This is a genomic window from Sphingopyxis sp. L1A2A (assembly GCF_005502465.1).
Taxonomy (GTDB): domain Bacteria; phylum Pseudomonadota; class Alphaproteobacteria; order Sphingomonadales; family Sphingomonadaceae; genus Sphingopyxis.
The window spans coordinates 1-22,458 of sequence record NZ_SCOT01000045.1 but is presented as its reverse complement, the minus strand read 5'-3'; the positions used below and the strand labels follow the sequence as shown (position 1 = coordinate 22,458).

Here is a 22,458-nt window from a genome sequence, read left to right as displayed (position 1 = left end):
TGATCAAATCGGAATGGTGCGCAGCTTCAAATCGGAATGCTGCGCGAGATCACGTCGGAATGCTGCGCACGATCAAATCGGAACACTGCGCGTGATGACCTCGGAATCCGCACACGGCTTTGGCGGCAACGAACAAGGCCGATGTTGAACGCCTGAACGCCCGGTTAGGAACCGACAGGTTCGACCCCGGCTCACATTTCAGCAAACCCATGCCACCGGCATTGCGTAAGCGATTGACAGCGATATTCGAGCGGCGGGGTGCGACCCTGCCACCGTCCGCAAAGTCCCTGTCCGCAGCGAAGCTAGCAGTCCGGGCTTTCAAGGCTGGCGTCCTACCCACCGCAAAACCCTTTGGCGGCATTGGCAGCCGAACGGATGACACGTTGGCGATCGGACAGTGGACCTTTCCGATTGTTCGGCACGGCAACCGGGATTGCATCCGGGTGACAGCCGGGGGAACAACCCAGCGCATCGCTCTCGATATTGTTGAAGCGATATTGTCGGGTTTGCCGGGTGGGATTGGCGGGGGGAACTCTGCCCTTACTACTGCTTGCAGTATAGCAGATGTTGTCCACGGGCCTGAAATCGCACCCACCGACCCGCTGGCGGACATAATCTGCGGCAGAACTTGTCCGGCGCCAGAGCCGCTCAATAAATCTGCGGCAGATGTTGTCCACGGGCCTGACGACCCGCCCTCGTTGTCCGACCGCATCCGCGCGCTCCGCGCTTCCCCGGCGCCGACCTGCCCAGCCGCTCCCGCCGACTGCGACCCTTTGGACCTGTTCCCGGACAGCTTCTAAGCCGCTCAACCACATCGTGCGCCCGCCGCACTCCACGACCTGAAATCAAGCAATCGACGCGAGGCCCCGCCCGCGCGAACAACCACAAGGAAATCCTAAATATGACTACCAACCTCAACACACTTGCCGCCGAACTGGCGGACGCCAAGGCCGACCTCGCTCATTGGGAACGCCTGACCACCGCCGCCGACCGGGTGAAGGCCCTGTCCGCCTCTTTCGACAAGGCCCGCGCCGCCCAGATCAAGGCGGAGGAGGCAGAGGCCAAGGCCGCAAGCGAAGCGCGTTTCAATGGCCTGTCCAATATCCGCGTCACAGAGAACACCGGGCTTGCGGCATGTAGCGGGGGCGTCCTGCGGATGTCTTGGAACATCACTTGGACCGCGCCCCGGTTCGATACGGAAACCATGACTAGCCCACCGCGCCAGCACAGCGCCACCGGGTTCAACGCACTCAGCGCCAGCGTCATGGCGTTCCTGATCGAAAAGCACCCGGAACAAATCCCGGCAGCTATTATGGCGCTCGCCCCCGGTGACCCGGCAGCGGCAATGGAGGAATACTTCACGGCATTGCGCCGGGGCTACGTCAAGGGGAAGGCAGCAGCATGAGCCTCACGAGCCGCCAGCGCGCGACGTTCAACGCGGCAATGTGCCTGATACATGACAGCGGCCATGACGTTGCCGCCGTCGAGCGGGATATACAGGCGCGGCTGGGGAACGGCACTCCTCCGCGCAAAGCCTATGAAGGCGCGCTCAACAATTTCGTCGCCCGGACACCTAGCATGTTGGCGACCCTGCAACGAACGACGAAACTGATCGAAGCCAGCGACGACCGCACAGTGGCGAGATACAATGTCGCCTTGTCCCGCTACATCGAAACCGGCGACGAAAGCAGCATGAATGAAATCGCCCCGATGATCGCGGAGGACATGACCGCGCTTGCCGCGCGCAATGGCGAGACGGTCCCGGACTTCCCCCCGGAACTGGACGCGATGATTGCGGCAGGAACGGCAGCGGCGACACCCCCGTTGACCGAAATGTTCGGCAACCCGGCGAACGCTGCTCCCGCTACGTTCCAGTTTGCCGCATCGGGCGCGGCCAAGGTCATCGGGACGGAATAAGCTCGCAGGAGTCCGCAGGGACTCCCACAGCGGCAATCCGGGGTCGGGATAGGGAAACACCCTGCTCGACCCCGGACGACTCTGCACGGGGCTTAAAACGATTCTGCGGCCCTACAGCTTGAACGCCGGGATTTTTTCTAGCTCGCGAAGCACGACGTCGATTTCGTTTTCCCCATAGCGCCGGTTCATCTTGCCCGATGAATGGCCGGTCATGGCATCGACGGCGCGCTCCGATAGCTCATAGCGTTCCGCCAGCGTCACGAAGCGATGACGCCAAGCGTGATTGGGCTGCGGCGCGGTAACGCCTAGGGACCGCACCCAGTCCGCCAGCTTGGACCCCAGCCGGTTCGCTTGCCGGTTTATCGCATGATCGCTGCGGCGCTTCGCCGGGTCATAGAACAGCGGCCCCGCTTTGCGCTTCGCGACGAAGGTCAGGAAGCCCTGCTCTATCAGGTGCGGATGCAATGGCACGACGCGGGCGAGCTTGTTCTTAACGCTGCCCGCCTCTGGCGTGATGCGGATAGCGTGAACCTCCCCCAGCTTTATGACGTCCGCCTTGCGAAGCTGGGTCAGCTCATTCACCCGCGCCCCGGTGTAGCAAAGCAGCCATGGCACCCACCGCTTCGCATTCAGGAAGTCGTCGCCTTCCCGGCCCTCCCGGCCATTGCCGGTTGCGCCCAGCACCTTGCGGGCTTCGTCATCCGACATAGAACGGCTGCGCGTTTCGGCGACCTTGGGAAGCTGGACGGGCTTCACATCGCGGGCGGGGTTGCTGTCCAACAGGCCATCATCAACCGCCCAGCCCAGCACCACGTTGACCGCCGCAAGGTAGCTGCCATTGATCGTTTTCGCCGATAGTCGCTTGCCCCGGTATGTCTCCACGTCGCGCAGGTTATTGCGCCAGTCGATCAGGTGCCGGGGCGTCAACGCGGTGGCATCGTCGATCCCGGTGAACGCCACGAGCTTTTCTAGATACGTCCGCCACTGGGCAACCGTCTTGGCGCTTCTGCCCGGGATAGCCGCATATCGGTCGAATAGGTCCATCACGGAAACCCGCCGCGCGTCCCTTTCCTCTCTCGCCAGCCCGCGAGCGAAGGCAATGTCCTGCCGTTCGCGCGTCAACTCCGCAGCGGCGCCGCGTAGGACAAGCTGGGCAGCGAAAGCAGGGTCGGCCTCGGCCCGTGCCTCGGTCGCTTCCCTGTCCGCCTCATCAAGCTCCGCAGCCACAAGCGAGGCGCGTTCCATATCGTCGGCAATGGCTTGTGACCGGCGAACAGCATCGGCGCTCGCCGCAATGGGCGGGTCGGCCTTGGGAGCGGCCCCGCCGCCCCAGCGCGCGTCCTCAATGAGCTTGTCGGTCGCGTCCGCATAATCGCGCAGCCGCTTGGCCGCTTCGCGCCGATCCTTCGTTTGCAGAGAAAATTTCCACTCGATCCGGGTTTTGCCGGTCGCGGTTCGGAAATGGCCGATCAAATCGGGCGGGACCACACGGCGGAAATAATAGATCGCACCGACCTTGGTTTCATAGTCTCGCATAGCGTTTCCCATTGTTACACATGTAACAGTCAGGTGAGAAAAACGCTAGGTTTTGCAGCTACATCCCGCCATTTCAATGGCTTAGGATGTAATGGTGCCCAGAAGAGGACTCGAACCTCCACGACCTTGCGATCGCCAGCACCTGAAGCTGGTGCGTCTACCAATTCCGCCATCTGGGCACGGGGTAGGAGCGGGCGCTTAGCGGCGGGGCTGGCGACTTGTCAACTGCGGTGCGCGGGTCAGGGCACATTTTATCGCAAAGGTGCCGATTTCAGGCGATCGAACCGCCGTCGCCCCTTGCCCCCTGCCCCGCTTCGCGGCATGGGGAGGCCGTGCAGCGCGCCACGCGCCGCGTTCCAGAATCGATCACAGGCGGATGCAAATGCAGAAACTCGACGGGCAATTGATCACGGTGCTGGGCGGCGGCGGCTTCGTCGGCCGCTATGTCGTGCAGCGCCTGCTCGCGCGCGGCGCCCGCGTCCGCATCGCGCAGCGCACCCCGCGCGCCGCGACCTTCCTCAAACCGCTCGGCGGGCTTGGCCAGACGCAGTTCGTCGCCGCCGACGTCCGCGATGCCGCCAGCGTCGTCCGCGCGGTGCAGGGCAGCGACGCGGTGATCAATCTGGTCGGCGCCTTCGCCGACATGCAGGCGGTGCAAGCGGACGGCGCAGGCCATGTCGCCGCCGCGGCGAAAGCCGCCGGCGTCCGCGCGCTCGTCCATGTGTCGGCGATCGGCGCCGATCGGGACAGCGCATCGACCTATGGCCGCAGCAAGGGCGATGGCGAGGCCGCGGTGCGCGACGCCTTTCCCGCGGCCACAATCCTGCGCCCGTCGATCGTCTTTGGCCGCGAGGATCAATTCATCAATCGCTTTGCCGCAATGATCCGGATGGCGCCGGTGATCCCGGTTGTAGCGCCGAACGCGAAGTTCCAGCCGGTCTATGTCGGTGATGTCGCCGATGCCGTCGTCGCCGCGCTCGGCGATGGCGCCGCGAGCCAGACCTTTGAGCTTGGCGGGCCGCAGGTGCTGTCCATGGGCGAATTGCAACGCTGGATCGCCGATGCGATCGGCCGCTCGCCGCTGTTCGTCGATGTCCCCGATGTCGTCGCCGGGGCGCTCGCGTCGGGGTTCGGCTGGGCGCCCGGCGCGCCGATCACCAAGGACCAGTGGCTGATGCTGCAACGGGACAATATCGTTGCCGACGGCGCCGCAGGGCTCGCCGCGCTGGGCGTCCAACCGACGTCGCTCGCCGCGGTCGCCGACGATTGGCTGGTGCAATATCGCCGCCACGGCCGCTTTGCGGTCCAGAAGCCCGCCTGAGCCCGACCACCCGGGCTCCGCCCTGCCCCCGCCCGATCGCCGGGTTGCCCGGGGTGACCAACCCCAGGATAGCAAATGCACGACCTTGCAACCATCATCATCCTCGGCATCATCGAGGGGCTGACCGAGTTTTTGCCGGTGTCGTCGACCGGCCATCTAATCCTCGCCGCCGAACTGCTCGGTTTTACGGGCGACGGATCGGCGGCGTTCAAGATCTCGATCCAGCTCGGCGCAATCCTTGCGGTGCTCGTCGCCTATCGCCAGCGGTTCTGGAATGTCGGCATGGGGCTGCTGCGCGCCGATCCGCCGTCGATCGCCTTCACGCGCAACATCCTGATCGGCTTTCTGCCCGCGATGCTGATCGGGGCCGTTGCCTATGAAAACATCCGCGCACTGCTCCAGTCGCCGACGACGGTCGCGGTGGCGTTGATTGTCGGCGGCGTCGTGATTCTCGCGATCGAGCGGATGGTCAAGGTGGTGAAGGTCGACAGCGTCGAGGCGATGCCGCTTCGGACCGCAATTATCATCGGTATCGTCCAGTGTATCGCGATGATCCCCGGGGTCAGCCGGTCGGGCGCGACGATCATGGGCGCGCTGCTGATGGGGGTCGAGCGGAAGACCGCCGCCGAGTTCAGTTTCTTCCTTGCGGTCCCGACGATGATGGGCGCCACTGCCTATTCGCTGTGGAAAGACCGCGACATATTGGTGATCGACGACCTGACGGCGATCGCGATCGGGTTGGGCGTCGCTTTTGTCGTCGCGCTGGCGGTGGTCAAGGCATTGGTTGCGATCGTCGGTCGCTTTGGGTTCGCGCCCTTTGCCTGGTATCGAATCATCCTTGGCACGGTCGCGCTGATCTGGCTCGCCCTGCAATAGGTCCGATCCGGTATTAACTTTGAAAGATAGTTGCGCTCGACCTGTCACGCCACTGCATTGAGTGCAATTTTAGGACAGCAAACTTTCCCTAAATGCAATTTCGACCGTGACAGAGCCGGTCCGCCCATGCATTTGCCCCGCATCGAAGGGGAAATTGCATGGCTGCCGATCGCATGCTCCGGTTTGTGGAGCGCGAACAACATTATCCGGACAAAAGGTCCGCCGACGACCGCGCGCAGGATTTCCGCGAAATCGCCGAGCGCTATGCCGCGCCCGACGCTGACGAACAGGCCGCGCGCTGCTCGCAATGCGGCGTGCCCTATTGCTCGGTGCATTGCCCGCTGCACAACCATATCCCCGACTGGCTGCGGCTGACCGCCGAAGGGCGGCTGCGCGAGGCCTATGAGCTGAGCAACGCAACCTCGACGATGCCCGAGATCTGCGGCCGCATCTGCCCGCAGGATCGCCTCTGCGAAGGCAATTGCGTCATCGAATTTTCGGGGCATGGCGCGGTGACGATCGGCAGCGTCGAAAAATATATCACCGACACCGCCTGGGCCGAAGGGTGGGTCGAGCCGCTGCATCCGGGTACCGCGACCGGGCAGTCGGTTGGCGTCATCGGCGCCGGCCCCGCTGGCCTGACCGCCGCCGAATATCTCCGCGTCGCGGGGCATGAGGTGCATGTGTACGACCGCCACGACCGCGCCGGCGGGCTCCTCACCTATGGCATCCCCGGCTTCAAGCTGGAGAAAGACGTCGTGATGCGGCGCATCGACCGGCTGGTCGCGGGCGGCATCCGTTTCCATCTGGGCTTCGAGGTTGGCGGCGACGCGACGCTCGACGCGCTACGGCAGAAGCATGACGCGCTGTTAATCGCGACCGGCGTTTACAAAGCGCGCGAGATCCATGTGCCGGGCAACGAGGCCGAAGGCGTGATCGCGGCGCTCGACTATCTGGTCGCGTCGAACCGCAAGGGCTTTGGCGATGCGGTTCCGGCCTTCGACGACGGCTCTCTCAATGCCGCGGGCAAGCATGTGGTCGTCATCGGCGGCGGCGATACCGCGATGGACTGCGTCCGCACCGCGGTGCGTCAGGGCGCCAAGTCGGTGAAATGCCTCTATCGCCGCGACCGCGAGAATATGCCCGGCTCGCTGCGTGAAGTGTCGAACGCCGAGGAAGAAGGCGTCGAATTTGTCTGGCTGTCGGCGCCCGAAAGCTTCACTGCCGACAAGCGCGTCAAGCAGGTCGCGGTCGCGGGCATGCGCCTTGGCGCGCCCGACGCCAGCGGCCGCCGCGGCCCCGAGGTCGATCCCGGTCGCACCTTCGACCTGCCCGCCGACATGGTGATCAAGGCGCTGGGCTTCGATCCCGAAGAACTGCCGAACCTGTTCGGCGCCCCCGACCTCAGCGTTACCCGCTGGGGCACGCTGCGCGTCGATCATCAGACGATGATGACGAGTTTGCCGGGGGTTTTTGCGGCGGGCGACATCGTCCGCGGCGCCAGCCTGGTGGTGTGGGGCATCCGCGACGGCCGCGATGTCAGCGACCAGATGGCAAAGTGGTTGAAAGCCAAAGCGAAAAGCGAAAAGAAGGCAGCATGACCAACAGGGGAAGGAAAATCATGATGTCGACCTGGAAACATATGCTGCTCGCCGGCGCCGCCGCCATTGCGCCCGCCCACGCCTTTGCCGCGCCGACCGAAGCGCCACTGGCCGAAGTCGTCGCAACCGAGGACGCGCAAACCGAATATAGCAGCGAAGCCGCGATGGCCGACGCCAAGGCCAAGATGCAGAAGGAAATCGATCAGGTGATCGCCCTGATCGAGAAAATCTATGGCACCGACAAGCTGCCGCCGGTCGCCCCGGCGCAGCTCGCGCTGGCGCAGCAGACGACCGCGGCGCTGGTGCCGCCGGGCAGCCTCGAAAAGATGATCGACAATCTGTACGGCAAACTGTTCAAGGGCATATTGGGCGAGATGGGCGGCATGTCCGACCTGATGCTGTCGATCAAGACCGGGGTCGAAAGCGAAAAGATCGCGTTGCTCGACGAACCGAGCAAGACCGCGATCGCCGACATGCTCGACCCCTATCGTCAGCAGCGCGAGGATCAGGTGATGACGGTGATCAAGCCGCTGATCAGCGAAGCGCTGCGCGATATGGAGGCGCCGATGCGCAGCGGCATGGCCCAGGCCTATGCCCGCAAATTCACCGCGCAGCAGCTGACCGACATGAACGGCTTTTTCGCGACCCCAGCCGGCGGCGCCTATACCTCCGAATGGATGGCGTTGCAGGCCGACCCGCAGGTGATGCTGACGATGATCAAGGCGGTGCCGCCGCTGATCACCAAATTCATGGACCGCGCGCCCGCCATCGAAAAGGACATGAAAGAGCTGCCCAAGGAAAAGCAGCTCAGCGACCTCAGTGACGCCGAACTGACCAAACTCGCCAAGCTGATGAAGGTCGATGTCAAGGTGTTGAAGGAACAGCGCGACATGTGGACCGGCGACGCCGTCGACACGACAGCGGTCGACGCAGCTACCGACGAGCCGGCCTACGACGCGTCGGCCGACGCTGCCGTCGAAGCAGCAGAGGCCGCCGCCGATGCCGCCGCGTCGATCGATCCCGCCTTTGACCGCAACAACTGGTCGGCCGCTGACCGGAAGCGCGTCGAGGACGCGGAAGCCGCAATCGAGGCTGCGTCGGTCGGCGCAGTCGATGCCGAAGAGACGGCCGTCGCCAATGCGCGCAAGCGCCTACCCCCTTCCGCCGACTAGGCCACAGGACGAACGACATGACCCACTACCCCACCCCCGAGCACGCGCGGCTTGCCGAGCACGGCATGTATCGCCCCGACATGGAATCCGATGCCTGTGGCGTCGGCCTGGTCGCGGCGACCGACGGCAAGGCGTCGCGCCGCGTCGTCGAGGCGGCGATCGAAGCGCTGCGCGCGGTGTGGCATCGCGGCGCCGTGGATGCCGACGGCAAGACCGGCGACGGCGCGGGCATCCATGTCGACCTGCCGGTGCGCTTTTTCGACGATGCGATTGCGGCGTCGGGGCACAAGGTGCGCCCGAACCGCCTCGCGGTCGGCATGATCTTTCTGCCGCGCACCGACCTCGAGGCGCAGGAACATTGCCGCACGATCGTCGAGGCCGAGATCATCGACGCGGGCTTTACCATCTATGGCTGGCGCCAGGTGCCGGTCGACGTGTCGGTGATCGGCGACAAGGCGCAGCGCACGCGCCCCGAGATCGAGCAGATCATGATCGCCGGGCCGCTGCCCGACGAACAGTCGCTCGCCGAGTTCGAAAAGCAGCTCTATCTGGTCCGCCGCCGGATCGAGAAAAAGGTCATCGCCGCCCAGATCGCCGACTTTTACGTGTGCAGCCTGTCGTGCCGCTCGATCATCTACAAAGGGCTGTTCCTCGCCGAGAGTCTCGCCGATTTCTATCCCGACCTGACGAGCAAGCTGTTCGAAAGCCGCGTCGCGATTTTCCATCAGCGCTATTCGACCAACACCTTTCCGCAATGGTGGCTGGCGCAGCCGTTCCGCTGCCTCGCGCATAATGGCGAAATCAACACGATCCGCGGCAACAAGAACTGGATGAAAAGCCACGAGATCAAGATGGCCAGCCTCGCGTTCGGCGAGCATTCGGAAGACATCAAGCCGGTGATCCCCGCGGGCGCATCGGACACCGCCGCGCTCGACGCGGTGTTTGAAACCCTGTGCCGCGCCGGACGCGATGCGCCGACCGCGAAGCTGATCCTCGTTCCGGAGGCATGGGTCAACGAACCCGAAATGCCCGACGCGCACAAGGCGATGTATAATTATCTCGCCAGCGTCATGGAGCCATGGGACGGCCCTGCGGCGCTTGCGATGACCGACGGCCGCTGGGCGGTCGCGGGCATGGACCGCAACGCGCTCCGCCCGCTGCGCTACACGCTCACCGCCGATAATTTGCTCGTCGTCGGGTCCGAAAGCGGCATGGTGCTGCTGCCCGAAGCGAGCATCCGCAAGAAGGGCCGCCTTGGCCCCGGCCAGATGATCGCCGTCGATCTGGAAAACGGCACCCTCTACGAAGACCGTGCGATCAAGGACAAGATCGCGGGTGCGCATGATTATGGCGCACGCGTCAAAGGCTTCCGCACCATGGCCGACCTGCCCAAGGGCGGCAAATCGACCTTGCCGACCTTCGAGCGCAACGAGTTGCTGCGCCGTCAGGTTGCCGCAGGACTGACGATGGAGGACATGGAGCTGATCCTCTCCCCGATGGTCGAAGACGCGAAGGAAGCGATCGGGTCGATGGGCGACGACACCCCGCTCGCGGTCATCTCCGACAAGCCGCGCCACGTCGCGCAATTCTTCCGCCAGAATTTCAGCCAGGTCACCAACCCGCCGATCGACAGTCTGCGCGAACGGCATGTGATGAGCCTGAAGACGCGCTTTGCGAACCTCGCGAACATCCTCGACGAGAAAGGCCAGAGCGACCACGTCCTCGTCATCGACAGTCCCGTTCTCGTCGGCGACGACTGGGATCGGTTGCGCGCCTATTTCGGCGATGCGGTCGCCGACATTGATTGCACCTTCCCCGTCGGCGGCGATGCCGCGAGCTTGCGCGAGGCGATCGCGCGGGTGCGGCGTGAGGCCGAGGACGCCGTGCGCGCCGGGCGCAGCGAATTATTCCTGACCGACCAGAGCATCGGCGAGGATCGCGTCGGCATGGCGATGGTGCTCGCCGCCGCCGCCGTCCACACCCACCTCGTGCGCAAGGGGCTGCGCAGCTATGCGTCGATCAACGTCCGCTCGGCCGAGGTGCTCGACACCCACGCCTTTGCGGTGCTGATCGGGGTCGGCGCGACGACGGTCCACGCCTATCTGGCCGAAGCGGCGATCGCCGACCGGCACGCGCGCGGGCTTTTCGGCGGCGAATTGTCGCTGGGCGACTGTCACCTGCGCTTTCGCAAGGCGATCGACGACGGGCTGCTCAAGATCCTCGCCAAAATGGGGATCGCGGTGATCTCGAGCTATCGCGGCGGCTATAATTTCGAGGCGGTCGGGCTCTCCCGCGCGCTCGTCAACGACCTCTTCCCCGGGATGCCCGCCAAAATCTCGGGCGAAGGCTATCAGTCGCTGTTCATCAACGCGACCGAGAAGCATGAGGCGGCATTCGACCAGCGCGCCACCACGCTGCCCATCGGCGGCTTCTATCGCCAGCGCGCGGGCGGCGAGACCCATGCCTATTCGGCACAGCTGATGCATTTGCTGCAAACCGCGGTCGCGACCGATAGCTATTCGACCTATCTGCAATTTTCGCGCGGGGTCGCCGACCTGCCGCCGGTCTATCTGCGCGACCTGATGGAATTCAACTATCCGCAGCAGGGCGTCCTGCTCGACAGCGTCGAGGCGATCACCGAGATCCGCAAGCGCTTCGTCACCCCCGGCATGTCGCTCGGCGCGCTCTCACCCGAAGCGCATGAAACGCTGGCGATCGCGATGAACCGGATCGGCGCCAAGGCGGTGTCGGGCGAAGGCGGCGAAGCGAGCGAACGTTATCGCCCCTATGCCAATGGCGACAATGCCAACAGCAACATCAAGCAGATCGCGAGCGGCCGCTTTGGCGTCACCGCCGAATATCTGGGCGCCTGCGACGAGATCGAGATCAAGGTCGCGCAGGGTGCCAAGCCCGGCGAAGGCGGCCAGCTGCCCGGCTTCAAGGTCACAGAATTCATCGCGCGCCTGCGCCACGCGACGCCGGGCGTGACGCTGATTTCGCCGCCGCCGCACCACGACATCTATTCGATCGAGGATCTGGCGCAGCTCATCTATGACCTCAAGCAGATCAACCCGAAGGCGCGCGTCTGCGTGAAGCTCGTCAGCTCGGCGGGCATCGGCACCGTTGCTGCTGGCGTCGCCAAGGCGCACGCCGACGTGATCCTCGTCGCCGGCAACACCGGCGGCACCGGCGCCTCGCCGCAAACCAGCGTCAAATATGCCGGTACCCCATGGGAAATGGGGCTTTCCGAAGTCAATCAGGTGCTGACCCTCAACGGTCTGCGCCACCGCATCCGCCTGCGCACCGACGGCGGGCTCAAGACCGGCCGCGACATCGTCATCGCCGCCATCTTGGGCGCCGAGGAATATGGCATCGGAACCCTCAGCCTCGTCGCGATGGGCTGCATCATGGTGCGCCAATGCCACAGCAATACCTGCCCCGTCGGCGTCTGTACGCAGGACGAAAAGCTGCGCGCCAAGTTCACCGGCAGCCCCGAGAAGGTCATCAACCTGATGACCTTCATCGCCGAGGAAGTGCGCGAAATCCTTGCGAAGCTCGGCTGCCGCAGCCTCGACGAGGTGATCGGCCGCACCGAGTTGCTGCGTCAGGTCAGCCGCGGCGCCGAACATCTCGACGACCTCGACCTCAACCCGATCCTCGCCAAGGTCGACGCGCCCGACAACCAACGCCGCTCGCACGGACTGCTCCGCAATCCGGTCCCCGACAGCCTCGACGCGCAGATCCTCAGCGACGCGAAACCACTGTTCGAGCGCGGCGAGCGGATGCAACTGACCTACAATGTCCGCAACACCCACCGCGCTGTCGGTACCCGGCTGTCGGCCGAGGTCACCGCCAAGTTCGGCATGAACGGCCTCGCCGACAATCACGTTCAGGTCCGCCTGCGCGGCACCGCAGGCCAGTCGCTCGGCGCTTTCCTGTGCAGCGGCATCACGCTCGAAGTGTTCGGCGACGCCAACGACTATGTCGGCAAAGGCCTGTCGGGCGGTCGCATCGTCGTGCGCCCGACCGTGTCGAGCCCGCTGGTCAGCCAGCACAACAGCATCATCGGCAACACCGTGCTTTACGGCGCGACCTCGGGCACATTGCTCGCGGCGGGCCAGGCGGGCGAGCGTTTCGCGGTCCGCAATTCGGGTGCGAAGGTCGTCGTCGAAGGCTGCGGTGCCAATGGCTGCGAATATATGACGGGCGGGATTGCGGTGATCCTCGGCCCTGTCGGGTCGAACTTCGGCGCCGGAATGACCGGCGGCATGGCCTTCATCCTCGACACCGACGGCCAATTCGAGCGCCGTGCCAACGCCGAATCGATCGTCTGGCAACGGATCGACAGCGCGCATTGGGAAGGCGTGGTGAAGGATCTGGTCGAGGATCATGCCAAGGCCACCGGCAGCAAATGGTCGAGCGAAATCCTGGCCGACTGGGACCGCTGGAAAGGCCAGTTCTGGCAGGTGTGCCCGAAGGAAATGCTCAGCCGCCTCACGCATCCGCTGAGCGATGCCGAAGCCGAGGTGGTCGCGGCGGAATAATCGCGAAATCCTCCCTGTCGCGCAGCGATGGGGAGGGGGACCGCTCGCGAAGCGAGTGGTGGTGGGGCAGCGACGGTTGCGCCATGGCCCCTCCGTCAGCGGCTTCGCCACTGCCACCTCCCCATGCCTACGGCACAGGGAGGATCACTCATCCCGTTCCGGCTGCGCTTCATCGCAATGCGGTGGCACGTTCAGCCCAGCGAAAGCGTTACGTCGCTAAGCACGCCGCATTTGCTGACCCTTGCGTCCTTCAAAAGGATGAACGCCATGACCCGTTTCGCCCTGATCGCCCTCCCCCTGCTCGCACTCGCCGCGCCGCTGCCCGCGGTCGCCGCCGATCCCGAGTTGCGCGACACCGTCGCGACGCTGAACGATCCGGTGGCGCAGGATCGCATGGCCGACACGATCACCGCGATCGTTGGCGCGCTGATGCAGATGCCGGTCGGCCCGCTCGCCGACGCCATCGCCCGCGTCGATCCCGAATCCGACGCCGCCTATATCCCGCGCGACGCGACGCTGGGCGAGGTTGCGGGCCGCGATCCCGATTATGCCGATCGCATGGGCGCCGACGTCCGCGCCACCACCCGCATGGCCGGACAAGCCGCTTCGGCACTCGCGGTTTATGCGCCGGTGCTCAAGGACATGGCGCGCGATATGGCCGCGCAGTGGGAACGCGAACGCGCCGCACCCCGCCGCTAAGCGACAATCCACAACCAGCACGGCCGCACCGCGCCATAGCCGTTGCGCGCGGCGCCCCGCTGCCGCTATGCCGGACCGATGTGGCAACTCTATCAATTCCCGCTCTGTCCCTTTTCGCGCAAGGTCCGCCTGTTGCTGGGCGAAAAAGGCGTCGGCTATGAATTGGTGCGCGAATCGCCGTGGGAACGCCGCGACGAATTTATCGACCTCAACCCGGCGGGCCGCACCCCGGTGATGGTCGATCAGGCGCGCGGCCAGGTGCTGATGGACAGCATGGCGATCGCCGAATATTTCGAGGAAACCGTCGAAGGCAAGGCGATGATCAACGGCACCGCCGCCAACCGCGCCGAAATTCGCCGCCTGACCGCATGGTTCGACCATGATTTCTATTATGAAGTCACCGGGCCTCTGCTGTTCGAACGCATGCAAAAGCGCATCGTCCACCGCCAGCCCCCCGACGGCGGCGCGCTGCGCGAGGCGATGAAGGCGGCGAACAACCATCTCGATTATGTCGATTACCTCATCGATCACCGCACATGGCTGGCGGGCGCGACGATGAGCCTCGCCGACCTGACCGCCGCGGCGCATATCTCGGTCGCCGATTATCTGGGCGGCATCGACTGGACCGGGCACGAGCAGACCAAGGGCTGGTATTCGGGCCTCAAATCGCGCCCGAGCTTTCGCCCGCTGCTGGCGGAACGGATGGAGATTGTGACCCCGCCGAAATATTATGAGGATGTGGACTTCTGACCGTCGTCATTGCGAGGAGCCGCAGGCGACGCGGCAATCCAGCGCGAGCGTAAACCGCCCTGGATTGCTCCGCTACGCTCGCAATGACGACTTAAATAGGGACAGTCCCTATCTATTCGGCCACCGCGCGGCGACCAGATAGTTCAGCGCCTCGCTGCCCCCCAGCTTGAAGCCCTTCGCCGCCGACGGCGACAGCCCGGTACGATCAACGACTTCCAACCCCGCGTCTTCGAGCAGCTTGGTCAATTCCTCGGGCTTCAGAAACTGGTCCCAGTCATGCGTCCCGCGCGGCACTGCCCCGACCCGTTCGGCGGCCTCGACGAGCAAAAGTTTCGACAGGATCGTGCGGTTCGGGGTCGACAGGATCATCAGCCCGCCGGGCGCCAGTCGTGCTGCGAGTTCGGCGATGAAGGCGGCGGGATCGGTCACATGCTCGACGACCTCCATCGAAGTGACGAGGTCGAAGGTTGCCAGTGGTAGCGCCGCCAGCTCGCCCGCGAAATAGTCGATCGAAAGTCCCTGCCCCGCCGCATGTACCCGCGCCGCCGCAATATTCTCCGGCGCCGCATCGACCCCGGTCACCGCGGCGCCCATTCGCGCCAGCGGCTCGGCGAGCAGCCCTGCGCCGCACCCGACATCGATCGCGCGCCGTCCGGCCAGCGCAAACCGCTCGCGCGCATCCACATGCCAATGCGCGTCGATCTGCGCGCGAATATAGGCGAGGCGCACCGGGTTGAGCTTGTGCAGCATCGCCGACGAGCCGTGCGGGTCCCACCAGTCGGCGGCGAGCGCGCCGAAATGGGTGGCTTCGTGCGGATTGATCGTGGCAGCGTTCATGCCCTGCGATGTGGCACCGCGGCATCACGGGTGCAAGAAATTCTATCCCGCGCAGGTGTTCGCGCGCTTGCCATCGCCGTCCCCCTTCCGTAACAGCCGAGCGCCGCGGAAATGCTTGGAAAAGTTGCGGCCGAAACCAGTTCAGGAAAGCGGGGCGACATGGCGCGGATCGTGATGAAATTCGGGGGCACGTCGATGGCGGGCACCGAGCGGATTCGCACCGTGGCGAAGCTCGTCGCGCGCGAAGTCGCCAATGGCAATGAGGTCGCGGTCGTCGTCTCCGCCATGGCGGGCGAAACCGACCGGCTGGTCAATTTCTGCCGCGAGGCGAACCCGCGCTACGACCCCGCCGAATATGACGTTGTCGTCGCGGCGGGCGAACAGATCACCTCGGGCCTGCTCGCGCTCACCCTGCAGGCGATGGGGACCCCGGCGCGCAGCTGGCTCGGCTGGCAGCTCCCGATCCGCACCGAAGAAGCCCATGCCCGCGCGCGCATTGCCGATATCGACACCGGCGCGCTCGGCGCCGCGATGGCGCGCGGCGAGGTCGCGGTGATCCCGGGCTTTCAGGGCTTGATGGACGACGGCCGCGTCGCGACGCTTGGCCGCGGCGGGTCGGATACCAGCGCCGTGGCCGTCGCGGCGGCGCTCAAGGCCGACCGCTGCGACATCTACACCGATGTCGATGGCGTCTATACCACCGATCCGCGCATCGTCGCGCGCGCGCGCAAGCTCGACTATGTCACCTATGAGGAAATGCTAGAACTGGCGAGCGTCGGCGCCAAAGTGCTCCAGACGCGCTCGGTCGGGCTGGCGATGAAGATGGGCGTCCGCGTGCAGGTGCTGTCCAGCTTCGTCGAGGGCGACGAGGCGCCCAAAAAAGGCACGATGATCGTCAGCGACGAGGAAATAGAGGAACATCAGATGGAACGGCAGCTGATCACCGGCATCGCCCACGACAAGAATGAAGCGAAGGTCATCGTCACCCGCGTGCCCGACCGGCCCGGCGGCGTCGCCAACATCTTTGGCCCGCTCGCCGCGGCGGGGATCAACGTCGACATGATCATCCAGAACGTCGGCCGCGACAAGGGCGAGACCGACGTCACCTTCACCGTGCCGCAGACCGACCTGTTGCGCTCGATCGACCTGCTCGACGCTGCGAAGGAAAAGATCGGCTTCAACCGCATCATCAGCGACGACAAGGTCGCGAAGATCAGCGTCGTCGGGGTCGGCATGAAAAGCCACGCGGGGGTCGCCAGCACGATGTTCCGCGCTTTGGCCGACCGCGGCATCAACATCCAGGCGATCTCGACCAGCGAGATCAAGGTCAGCGTGCTGATCGACGAGGATGAAACCGAACTTGCGGTGCGCGTGCTGCATACCGCCTATGGGCTCGACGCCGACTAGGGTCCTGGCCCTAAGCGTTTCGGCGCCCGCCGGGAAACGCGGGGTGGGCAAGGCCCACCCCGTGCATCTTACATCCCGTCCAGGCCTTTGCTGACCAGGATATTCACCGCGACGCGGCGGTTCTGTGCCTTGCCTTCCGCGGTGCTATTGTCTGCTGCCGGATCGGCTTCGGCCATCCCGGTCGGGGTCAGCATCCGATAGGGTTTCCAGCCGCACGCCTGTTGCAGATGGTTGACGACGCGACTGGCTCGCTTTTCACTCAGTTCCTGATTGAGTTCCTGGCTGCCCGTGGAATCGGTGTAGCCGACAACGAGCAACAAGGCGTTGTCCATCCCATCGGCCGAGGTTGCCGCGGAGCAGAGATCGGCCTTTGCCTGTTCGGATAGCACCGCCTTGCCGGTGTCGAAGTTCACGTTCGTCGTGCCTTTGACATTATATTGGTCGATATCGCCGACGCGGCTGCGCAGCGCTTCGGTCGCCGCCGTCTGTTCGCCAAAGCGCTGGTCGGTGCCGGTCTGGATCATCGATGCGGTCCGCAGATCCTTGCTCTTGAGATCGATCTGGCTCGCGACCAGGCCGCCGTCCCACTGCAGCGTCTCGACTTTGACCGGCAGGCCGTTGAGCAGCGAAGCTGCCGCCAGCTTGTCGCTGTTGAGGCCGAGGAACCCGCCCTTGGACTTGATCTTTGTGTAGTCGGCAATGACGATCGTCGTGTTGGTCCCATCGGCGGTCCTGACCTGCATCCGGCCGTCGCTGCGCGCGGCGATGATGCCTTCAACCTCGGGTCCCTTGGTCATCTGTTCCGGCGACGGCAGCGTACCATACACCGTCGTCATGACTTCGCCATCGGATGTGTCCTGCGACTGCGCAGCCAGTGGGACTGGCGCTGTCCCGGCCAGCATGGCCAGCAGCAACAATCGTCCTGGGGTTTTTGAAAAGGCACTCATGACCCTACTCCTTCAATGAGCCGCCCCCGCGTGTTCGATTCGCCCTCTCTGGCACATGGATACGCGCCGCAAGACCGCTGCTCTGGTTCCGCGGACAATTCGAGCCGATTGTGCGGCGAGCCGATGCAAACGGCGCCGTGCAGGCGCGGTTTTGCGCCTTCACCGATGTCGATCGACGGGAATTAATCGGCACTGACACATCCGACCGCCCATTGATCGAAAGGCGCAGGAGCCTTTTCGCGGGCGCCGCGAAGCGCCCGCACACAACGCCCGCTCAACATCTTTTGCCGTCTTAAGCAAAAAAGACCCGCCCCCAGGCCCATGTCCCCGGGGGCGGGTCCGCGACCCGTCGCCTGTTCGGCTGGTGCCGATCAGGCGAGGTCGAAACGGTCGGCGTTCATCACCTTGGTCCAGGCCTTGACGAAGTCCTTGACAAACTTTTCCTCATGGCCCGTTTCGGCATAGACTTCGGCAACCGCGCGCAGTTCCGAATTCGAACCGAACACCAGGTCGGCACGGGTGGCGCGCCAGGTCTCGCCGCCGCCCTTGCGGTCGGTGGCGACATATTCCTGGTCGTCCGACCCATCGACGGCCTTCCAGACATTGGTCATGTCGAGCAGGTTGACGAAGAAGTCGTTGGTCAACTGGCCCGAACGCTTGGTGAAATGGCCGTGGCCACGCTCGCCATGATTGGCGCCGAGAACGCGCAAGCCCCCGACCAGCACCGTCATTTCGGGCACCGACAGGCCGAGCAGAGAGGCACGGTCGAGCATCATTTCCTCGGTCTTCACCGCCAGTTTTTTCTTGCCGAGATAGTTGCGGAACGCGTCAGCTTCCGGCTCCATGACATCAAAGCTCTCGGCATCGGTCTGTTCCGCGGTCGCATCGCCGCGGCCGCCGGCGAACGGCACCGCGACGCTGAAGCCCGCGTCCTTGATGGCCTTTTCCAGGCCGACGACGCCGCCGAGCACGATGGCATCGGCGATCGACAGATTGCCGCGCAGACTGTCGAGGGTTTCGATCACCTTCGCCAGCATCGCCGGCTCGTTGACCTCCCAATCCTTTTGCGGCGCCAAGCGGACGCGCGCGCCATTGGCGCCGCCGCGGTGGTCGGACTTGCGATAGGTGCTCGACGACGCCCAGGCGGTCTTGACCAGCTGGCTGACGGTCAGGCCGCTTGCCGCAATCGCTGCCTTAACGGCGGCGACATCGGCGTCCGACGGCATGGTGCCGGCGGGGATCGGATCCTGCCAGATCAGGTCTTCGGCGGGGACTTCGGGGCCGAGGTAGCGGACCTTTGGCCCCATGTCGCGGTGGCACAGCTTGAACCAGGCGCGCGCAAAGGCATCCTTGAACGCTTCATGGTCGTTGCGGAATTTCTCGCTGATCGCGCGGAATTCCGGGTCCATCTTCAGCGCCATGTCGGCGGTGGTCATCATGGTCGGCACCTTGATGTTCGGATCCCACGCCGCCGGGGCCATATCCTCCGGCTTCTGGTTGATCGGCTGCCACTGCTGCGCCCCCGCAGGCGAGTGGACGAGCTCATAATCATAGTCGAGCAGCAGGCGGAAATAATTCTCGGACCATTCGGTCGGGGTGTTGACCCACGACCCTTCGATGCCGCTGGTCACGCTATGCTCGCCGATGCCGCCGCTCTCGTGGCTGCTGACCCAGCCGAAGCCCTGCGCCGCCAGATCGCCGCCCGAAGGTGCGTTGCCGAGCAGCGATGCGTCGCCATTGCCGTGCGCCTTGCCAAAGGTGTGGCCACCCGCGGTCAGCGCGACGGTTTCCTCATGGTTCATCGCCATGCGCTCAAAGGTTTCCTTCATGTCGCGCGCCGACAGCAACGGATCGGGATTGCCGCCCGGGCCTTCGGGATTGACGTAGATCAGCCCCATCTGGATCGCGGCGAGCGGCCCTTCGATTTCAGCAAACCCCTTGTCGGGATCGATGCGGGTCTGAACGCCTTCATTGACCCACTTGTCTTCGCTGCCCCAATAGATGTCGCGCTCCGGCTCGAACACGTCGGCACGGCCGCCGCCGAAGCCGAACACCGGGCCGCCCATGCTTTCGATCGCGACATTGCCGGTCAGGATGAACAGGTCGGCCCAGCTGATCTTGTTGCCGTATTTCTGCTTGATCGGCCACAACAGGCGCCGCGCCTTGTCGAGGTTGCCGTTATCGGGCCAGCTGTCGAGCGGCGCGAAACGCTGCTGCCCGCTGTTGGCGCCGCCGCGGCCGTCGGCGGTGCGATAGGTGCCCGCGGCATGCCAAGCCATACGGATGAAAAACGGACCATAGTGGCCATAGTCGGCGGGCCACCAAGGCTGGCTGTCGGTCATCAGCGCGGTCAGGTCGGCCTTGAGCGCCGCATAGTCGAGCAGCGCGAACGCTTTCGAATAGTCGAAGTCGTCGCCCATCGGGTTCGACGAGCCGTTCGGGGTGAGCACTTCGGTGGCCAGCATGTCGGGCCACCAATCCTTGTTGGTGCGGCCAAGCAGCGAACGCACGCCGCCGGGCTGGTGGACCGGGCAGCCGCTGCCGATGGGGGTCTGGTCGTTCATGCAGTCTCTCCTTTGGGGGTTATCGTTGGATCGGGGTGGCGCGGCAGGATGACCGGCGCATGACGCGCGGGCAACCGGAGGGTCGCCGCGAGCGCATCGATGCTGGCCGGTCGCGAGTCGATTGGGTCATCCTTTCGCCTTGGGATGGAAAGGATAGGCCGCCCTTCTCCATCGACATAACCGAATAAGCTGAATTCAGTCATTGAACGAACCGATTACAGCGGCGGCGGTTGCCGCAAGGAAATGACGTTGGTCGCGCCGCCGCCACGCCCCGGCGAAACGCTCGCAGCGCTGCGCAACAATGCGGCGGAGCAGCGGGTTGGCCTGATGTCACCCGCACCATGGTGTGACGAAATGGAGAGAGAAAGTGGCTAACCAAAACCCCAATGAGCAGCAGCAGCGCGACGAAGAACAGCGTCGCAAGCAGCAGCAACAGCAGGATGGCGGCCAGGATCGCCAGCAGGGCGGTCAGCGGTCCGATCAGGATCGCGACAACCCGCAGCGGCGCTGATCAACAGGCTGCATGAAAAAGGGGGCGCCCCCCTCGCGGAGCGCCCCCGGCCGTGGTAGCGGCGGTTGCAGCAAGGGCGACGCCCTCCTCCGCTTTGGCTTCCGATATTTCCTCTGCACGGGCGGACGTCGCGCCGACGGCGAGCAGAAGCGAAAGGGTCAGCGATGATGCCTGCACGCCGCGGCGGACAGACGGATCTTTTGCGGTCATGACAATTTCCTGTAGCAAAGAAAATTGCCACATCCGGTCGTCCGGTCTGCGACAGGATGAGGGGAGAGCCCCTCTTGGGAGCGGGCTAAATCAGTCGGGGTAGCGATGCCGTTCGGTCACATCGACCTGCACCAGCCGTCCTTCGTGGACGGTCAGCTGGATCGCGCCGAACTTCAGCTTGTCGAGCGCATCGAGGACGGCCTGCACCGCGCGAGGCGCCTGTTCGGAACCGTCTTTGTCGGCCTCCGTGGTAGAATTCACATACAATCCTTTCCCTGGTGGATTCGCCGCTCCAGCATATGCCAAGCGATTTAGTTGACAATCATTGATTTGCTTTCTGCGCCGAAAGGTTCGGTTGCCGCGCCAAACGGATTCCCCGATGCGACGGGCCGCGGCCCCCGTTACTGCCAGGGATTGCGCGCGAGTCCCAGTGCTGGCAAAGGCAGCCTCAATGAGCAAAATGAATGAACTGATGGCGCGCGGGACCGACCTTCTCGGCAGCGATTACGCCATATTGTGCGGCGCGATGAGCTGGGTCTCCGAACGCCATCTGGTCAGCGCGATCAGCAACGCCGGCGGGTTCGGGGTGATCGCGTGCGGCGCGATGACGCCCGCGCTTCTTGACGCCGAAATCGCGGCGACCAAGGCGCTGGCGACCAAGCCGTTCGGGGTCAACCTGATCACCATGCACCCGCAATTGTTCGAGCTGATCGATGTCTGTACAAAGCATGACGTCGGCCATGTCGTGCTCGCCGGCGGCCTGCCGCCCAAGGGCAGCCTGGAAGCAATCAAGGCGTCGGGGGCAAAAGTTATCTGTTTCGCGCCGACGCTGGCGATGGGCAAAAAACTGATCCGTTCAGGCGTCGATGCGCTGGTGATCGAGGGGATGGAGGCGGGCGGCCACATTGGCCCGGTATCGACCAGCGTGCTGGCGCAGGAAATCCTGCCGACGCTGGCCGATGAAGTGCCGGTGTTTGTGGCGGGCGGCATCGGCCGCGGTGAAGCGATCGCCGCCTATCTGGAAATGGGCGCCTCGGGCGTCCAACTCGGCACCCGCTTCGTCTGCGCCACCGAAAGCATCGCGCACCCCAATTTCAAAAAGGCATTCATGCGTGCGTCGGCGCGCGAAGCGGTCGCGAGCGTCCAGATCGATCCGCGCCTGCCGGTCATCCCGGTTCGCGCGCTGAAGAACGCCGGCACCGAAGCGTTCACCGCCAAGCAGCGCGAAGTCGCCAACAAGCTCGACCAGGGCGAGGTCGACATGATGCAGGCGCAGCTGGAAATCGAACATTATTGGGCTGGCGCGCTACGCCGCGCGGTGATCGATGGCGACGTCGAAAATGGTTCGTTAATGGCAGGGCAATCTGTCGGTATGGTATCCGAAGAAGAGAGTGTGGCCGCAATCGTCGCATCTCTGGTGCAACAGGCCGAAGCCGCGTTGCACGCTCGGGGTTGACGCCGCATGATATCGCGGCTGGGGAGTGGATCATGAATTTGTCGCGCAAGATCATCGTGGCCGGTCTGTTGGCGAGCGTTGCCGCTTGTACCAAAGCGCCGCCCCCGCCG

The 22,458-nt window shown here is 64.5% G+C and carries 17 protein-coding genes and 1 tRNA gene; 12 read left to right on the top strand and 6 right to left on the bottom strand.

What is annotated here, in order from left to right; all coding sequences use genetic code 11:
* Positions 1–901 precede the first annotated feature (901 nt).
* Both FFS68_RS16365 and FFS68_RS16360 read left to right on the top strand, forming a co-directional pair.
* Positions 902–1,405, top strand: coding sequence for a hypothetical protein (locus FFS68_RS16365; RefSeq protein WP_137754264.1), 504 nt, complete (start codon positions 902–904; stop codon positions 1,403–1,405).
* A complete protein-coding gene (locus FFS68_RS16360) occupies positions 1,402–1,917 on the top strand; it encodes a hypothetical protein (protein ID WP_137754263.1) in 516 nt (171 codons plus the stop codon). Before FFS68_RS16365 ends, FFS68_RS16360 begins: the two co-directional genes overlap by 4 nt.
* A 111-nt stretch (positions 1,918–2,028) precedes the next feature.
* Here the strand turns inward: FFS68_RS16360 and FFS68_RS16355 are convergent, their stop codons facing one another.
* Entirely contained in the window at positions 2,029–3,453 is a 1,425-nt protein-coding gene (locus tag FFS68_RS16355; protein ID WP_171003928.1) for a DUF6538 domain-containing protein, read from the bottom strand.
* 92 nt (positions 3,454–3,545) lie between these two features.
* Positions 3,546–3,632, bottom strand: a tRNA-Leu gene (locus tag FFS68_RS16350).
* A 203-nt stretch (positions 3,633–3,835) separates the two neighbouring features.
* On the opposite strand from FFS68_RS16350, the gene FFS68_RS16345 reads away from it, so the two are divergent.
* From FFS68_RS16345 to FFS68_RS16315, 7 genes are all read left to right on the top strand, one after another.
* Positions 3,836–4,774 carry a complex I NDUFA9 subunit family protein gene (locus FFS68_RS16345; RefSeq protein WP_137754261.1) on the top strand — a complete coding sequence of 313 codons (939 nt, stop codon included), beginning with the start codon at positions 3,836–3,838 and terminating at the stop codon, positions 4,772–4,774.
* A 75-nt stretch (positions 4,775–4,849) separates the two neighbouring features.
* Complete coding sequence (locus FFS68_RS16340; protein WP_137754260.1) at positions 4,850–5,650, top strand: undecaprenyl-diphosphate phosphatase; 801 nt, start codon at positions 4,850–4,852, stop codon at positions 5,648–5,650.
* A 158-nt stretch (positions 5,651–5,808) separates the two neighbouring features.
* The gene (locus tag FFS68_RS16335) at positions 5,809–7,251 is read left to right on the top strand and encodes an NAD(P)-dependent oxidoreductase (RefSeq protein ID WP_137754259.1); all 1,443 of its coding nucleotides are present in this window, start codon (positions 5,809–5,811) and stop codon (positions 7,249–7,251) included.
* 23 nt (positions 7,252–7,274) lie between these two features.
* Positions 7,275–8,423, top strand: a complete 1,149-nt coding sequence (locus FFS68_RS16330; RefSeq protein ID WP_249340201.1) for a DUF2059 domain-containing protein — start codon at positions 7,275–7,277, stop codon at positions 8,421–8,423.
* A gap of 17 nt (positions 8,424–8,440) precedes the next feature.
* Positions 8,441–12,967: a glutamate synthase large subunit gene (gene gltB, locus FFS68_RS16325; RefSeq protein ID WP_137754258.1), complete on the top strand. Its 4,527-nt coding sequence runs from the start codon at positions 8,441–8,443 to the stop codon at positions 12,965–12,967.
* Between the two features lie 267 nt (positions 12,968–13,234).
* Complete coding sequence (locus FFS68_RS16320; RefSeq protein ID WP_137754257.1) at positions 13,235–13,666, top strand: hypothetical protein; 432 nt, start codon at positions 13,235–13,237, stop codon at positions 13,664–13,666.
* Positions 13,667–13,744: 78 nt separating this feature from the next.
* Positions 13,745–14,416, top strand: a complete 672-nt coding sequence (locus FFS68_RS16315; protein WP_137754256.1) for a glutathione S-transferase family protein — start codon at positions 13,745–13,747, stop codon at positions 14,414–14,416.
* 108 nt (positions 14,417–14,524) lie between these two features.
* On the opposite strand, the gene ubiG is transcribed toward FFS68_RS16315, so the two are convergent.
* The gene (gene ubiG, locus FFS68_RS16310; RefSeq protein WP_137754255.1) at positions 14,525–15,253 is read right to left on the bottom strand and encodes a bifunctional 2-polyprenyl-6-hydroxyphenol methylase/3-demethylubiquinol 3-O-methyltransferase UbiG; all 729 of its coding nucleotides are present in this window, start codon (positions 15,251–15,253) and stop codon (positions 14,525–14,527) included.
* Between the two features lie 159 nt (positions 15,254–15,412).
* Between ubiG and FFS68_RS16305 the strand changes: the two genes are divergently transcribed.
* Positions 15,413–16,660 carry an aspartate kinase gene (locus FFS68_RS16305; RefSeq protein WP_137754254.1) on the top strand — a complete coding sequence of 416 codons (1,248 nt, stop codon included), beginning with the start codon at positions 15,413–15,415 and terminating at the stop codon, positions 16,658–16,660.
* 68 nt (positions 16,661–16,728) lie between these two features.
* Here the strand turns inward: FFS68_RS16305 and FFS68_RS16300 are convergent, their stop codons facing one another.
* Complete coding sequence (locus FFS68_RS16300; RefSeq protein ID WP_137754253.1) at positions 16,729–17,607, bottom strand: OmpA family protein; 879 nt, start codon at positions 17,605–17,607, stop codon at positions 16,729–16,731.
* 371 nt (positions 17,608–17,978) lie between these two features.
* Positions 17,979–20,171, bottom strand: coding sequence for a catalase/peroxidase HPI (katG, locus tag FFS68_RS16295; protein ID WP_137754252.1), 2,193 nt, complete (start codon positions 20,169–20,171; stop codon positions 17,979–17,981).
* Positions 20,172–20,538: 367 nt separating this feature from the next.
* Here katG and FFS68_RS17995 point away from each other — a divergent pair, with 367 nt between their 5' ends.
* A complete protein-coding gene (locus FFS68_RS17995; protein ID WP_171003927.1) occupies positions 20,539–20,682 on the top strand; it encodes a hypothetical protein in 144 nt (47 codons plus the stop codon).
* A gap of 300 nt (positions 20,683–20,982) precedes the next feature.
* Here FFS68_RS17995 and FFS68_RS16290 read toward each other — a convergent pair whose 3' ends face one another.
* A complete protein-coding gene (locus FFS68_RS16290) occupies positions 20,983–21,153 on the bottom strand; it encodes a YezD family protein (protein ID WP_137754251.1) in 171 nt (56 codons plus the stop codon).
* 190 nt (positions 21,154–21,343) lie between these two features.
* Between FFS68_RS16290 and FFS68_RS16285 the strand changes: the two genes are divergently transcribed.
* On the top strand, positions 21,344–22,348 hold the full coding sequence (locus FFS68_RS16285) for a nitronate monooxygenase (protein ID WP_137754250.1): 1,005 nt from the start codon (positions 21,344–21,346) through the stop codon (positions 22,346–22,348).
* The last annotated feature ends 110 nt before the right edge of the window (positions 22,349–22,458 follow it).

Bases quoted from the DNA above. Each gene is read 5' to 3' on its own strand.
- FFS68_RS16365 (WP_137754264.1), top strand. From the start codon at position 902: ATGACTACCAACCTCAACACACTTGCCGCCGAACTGGCGGACGCCAAG.
- FFS68_RS16360 (WP_137754263.1), top strand. From the start codon at position 1,402: ATGAGCCTCACGAGCCGCCAGCGCGCGACGTTCAACGCGGCAATGTGC.
- FFS68_RS16355 (WP_171003928.1), bottom strand. From the start codon at position 3,453: ATGCGAGACTATGAAACCAAGGTCGGTGCGATCTATTATTTCCGCCGT.
- FFS68_RS16345 (WP_137754261.1), top strand. From the start codon at position 3,836: ATGCAGAAACTCGACGGGCAATTGATCACGGTGCTGGGCGGCGGCGGC.
- FFS68_RS16340 (WP_137754260.1), top strand. From the start codon at position 4,850: ATGCACGACCTTGCAACCATCATCATCCTCGGCATCATCGAGGGGCTG.
- FFS68_RS16335 (WP_137754259.1), top strand. From the start codon at position 5,809: ATGGCTGCCGATCGCATGCTCCGGTTTGTGGAGCGCGAACAACATTAT.
- FFS68_RS16330 (WP_249340201.1), top strand. From the start codon at position 7,275: ATGTCGACCTGGAAACATATGCTGCTCGCCGGCGCCGCCGCCATTGCG.
- gltB (WP_137754258.1), top strand. From the start codon at position 8,441: ATGACCCACTACCCCACCCCCGAGCACGCGCGGCTTGCCGAGCACGGC.
- FFS68_RS16320 (WP_137754257.1), top strand. From the start codon at position 13,235: ATGACCCGTTTCGCCCTGATCGCCCTCCCCCTGCTCGCACTCGCCGCG.
- FFS68_RS16315 (WP_137754256.1), top strand. From the start codon at position 13,745: ATGTGGCAACTCTATCAATTCCCGCTCTGTCCCTTTTCGCGCAAGGTC.
- ubiG (WP_137754255.1), bottom strand. From the start codon at position 15,253: ATGAACGCTGCCACGATCAATCCGCACGAAGCCACCCATTTCGGCGCG.
- FFS68_RS16305 (WP_137754254.1), top strand. From the start codon at position 15,413: ATGGCGCGGATCGTGATGAAATTCGGGGGCACGTCGATGGCGGGCACC.
- FFS68_RS16300 (WP_137754253.1), bottom strand. From the start codon at position 17,607: ATGAGTGCCTTTTCAAAAACCCCAGGACGATTGTTGCTGCTGGCCATG.
- katG (WP_137754252.1), bottom strand. From the start codon at position 20,171: ATGAACGACCAGACCCCCATCGGCAGCGGCTGCCCGGTCCACCAGCCC.
- FFS68_RS16285 (WP_137754250.1), top strand. From the start codon at position 21,344: ATGAGCAAAATGAATGAACTGATGGCGCGCGGGACCGACCTTCTCGGC.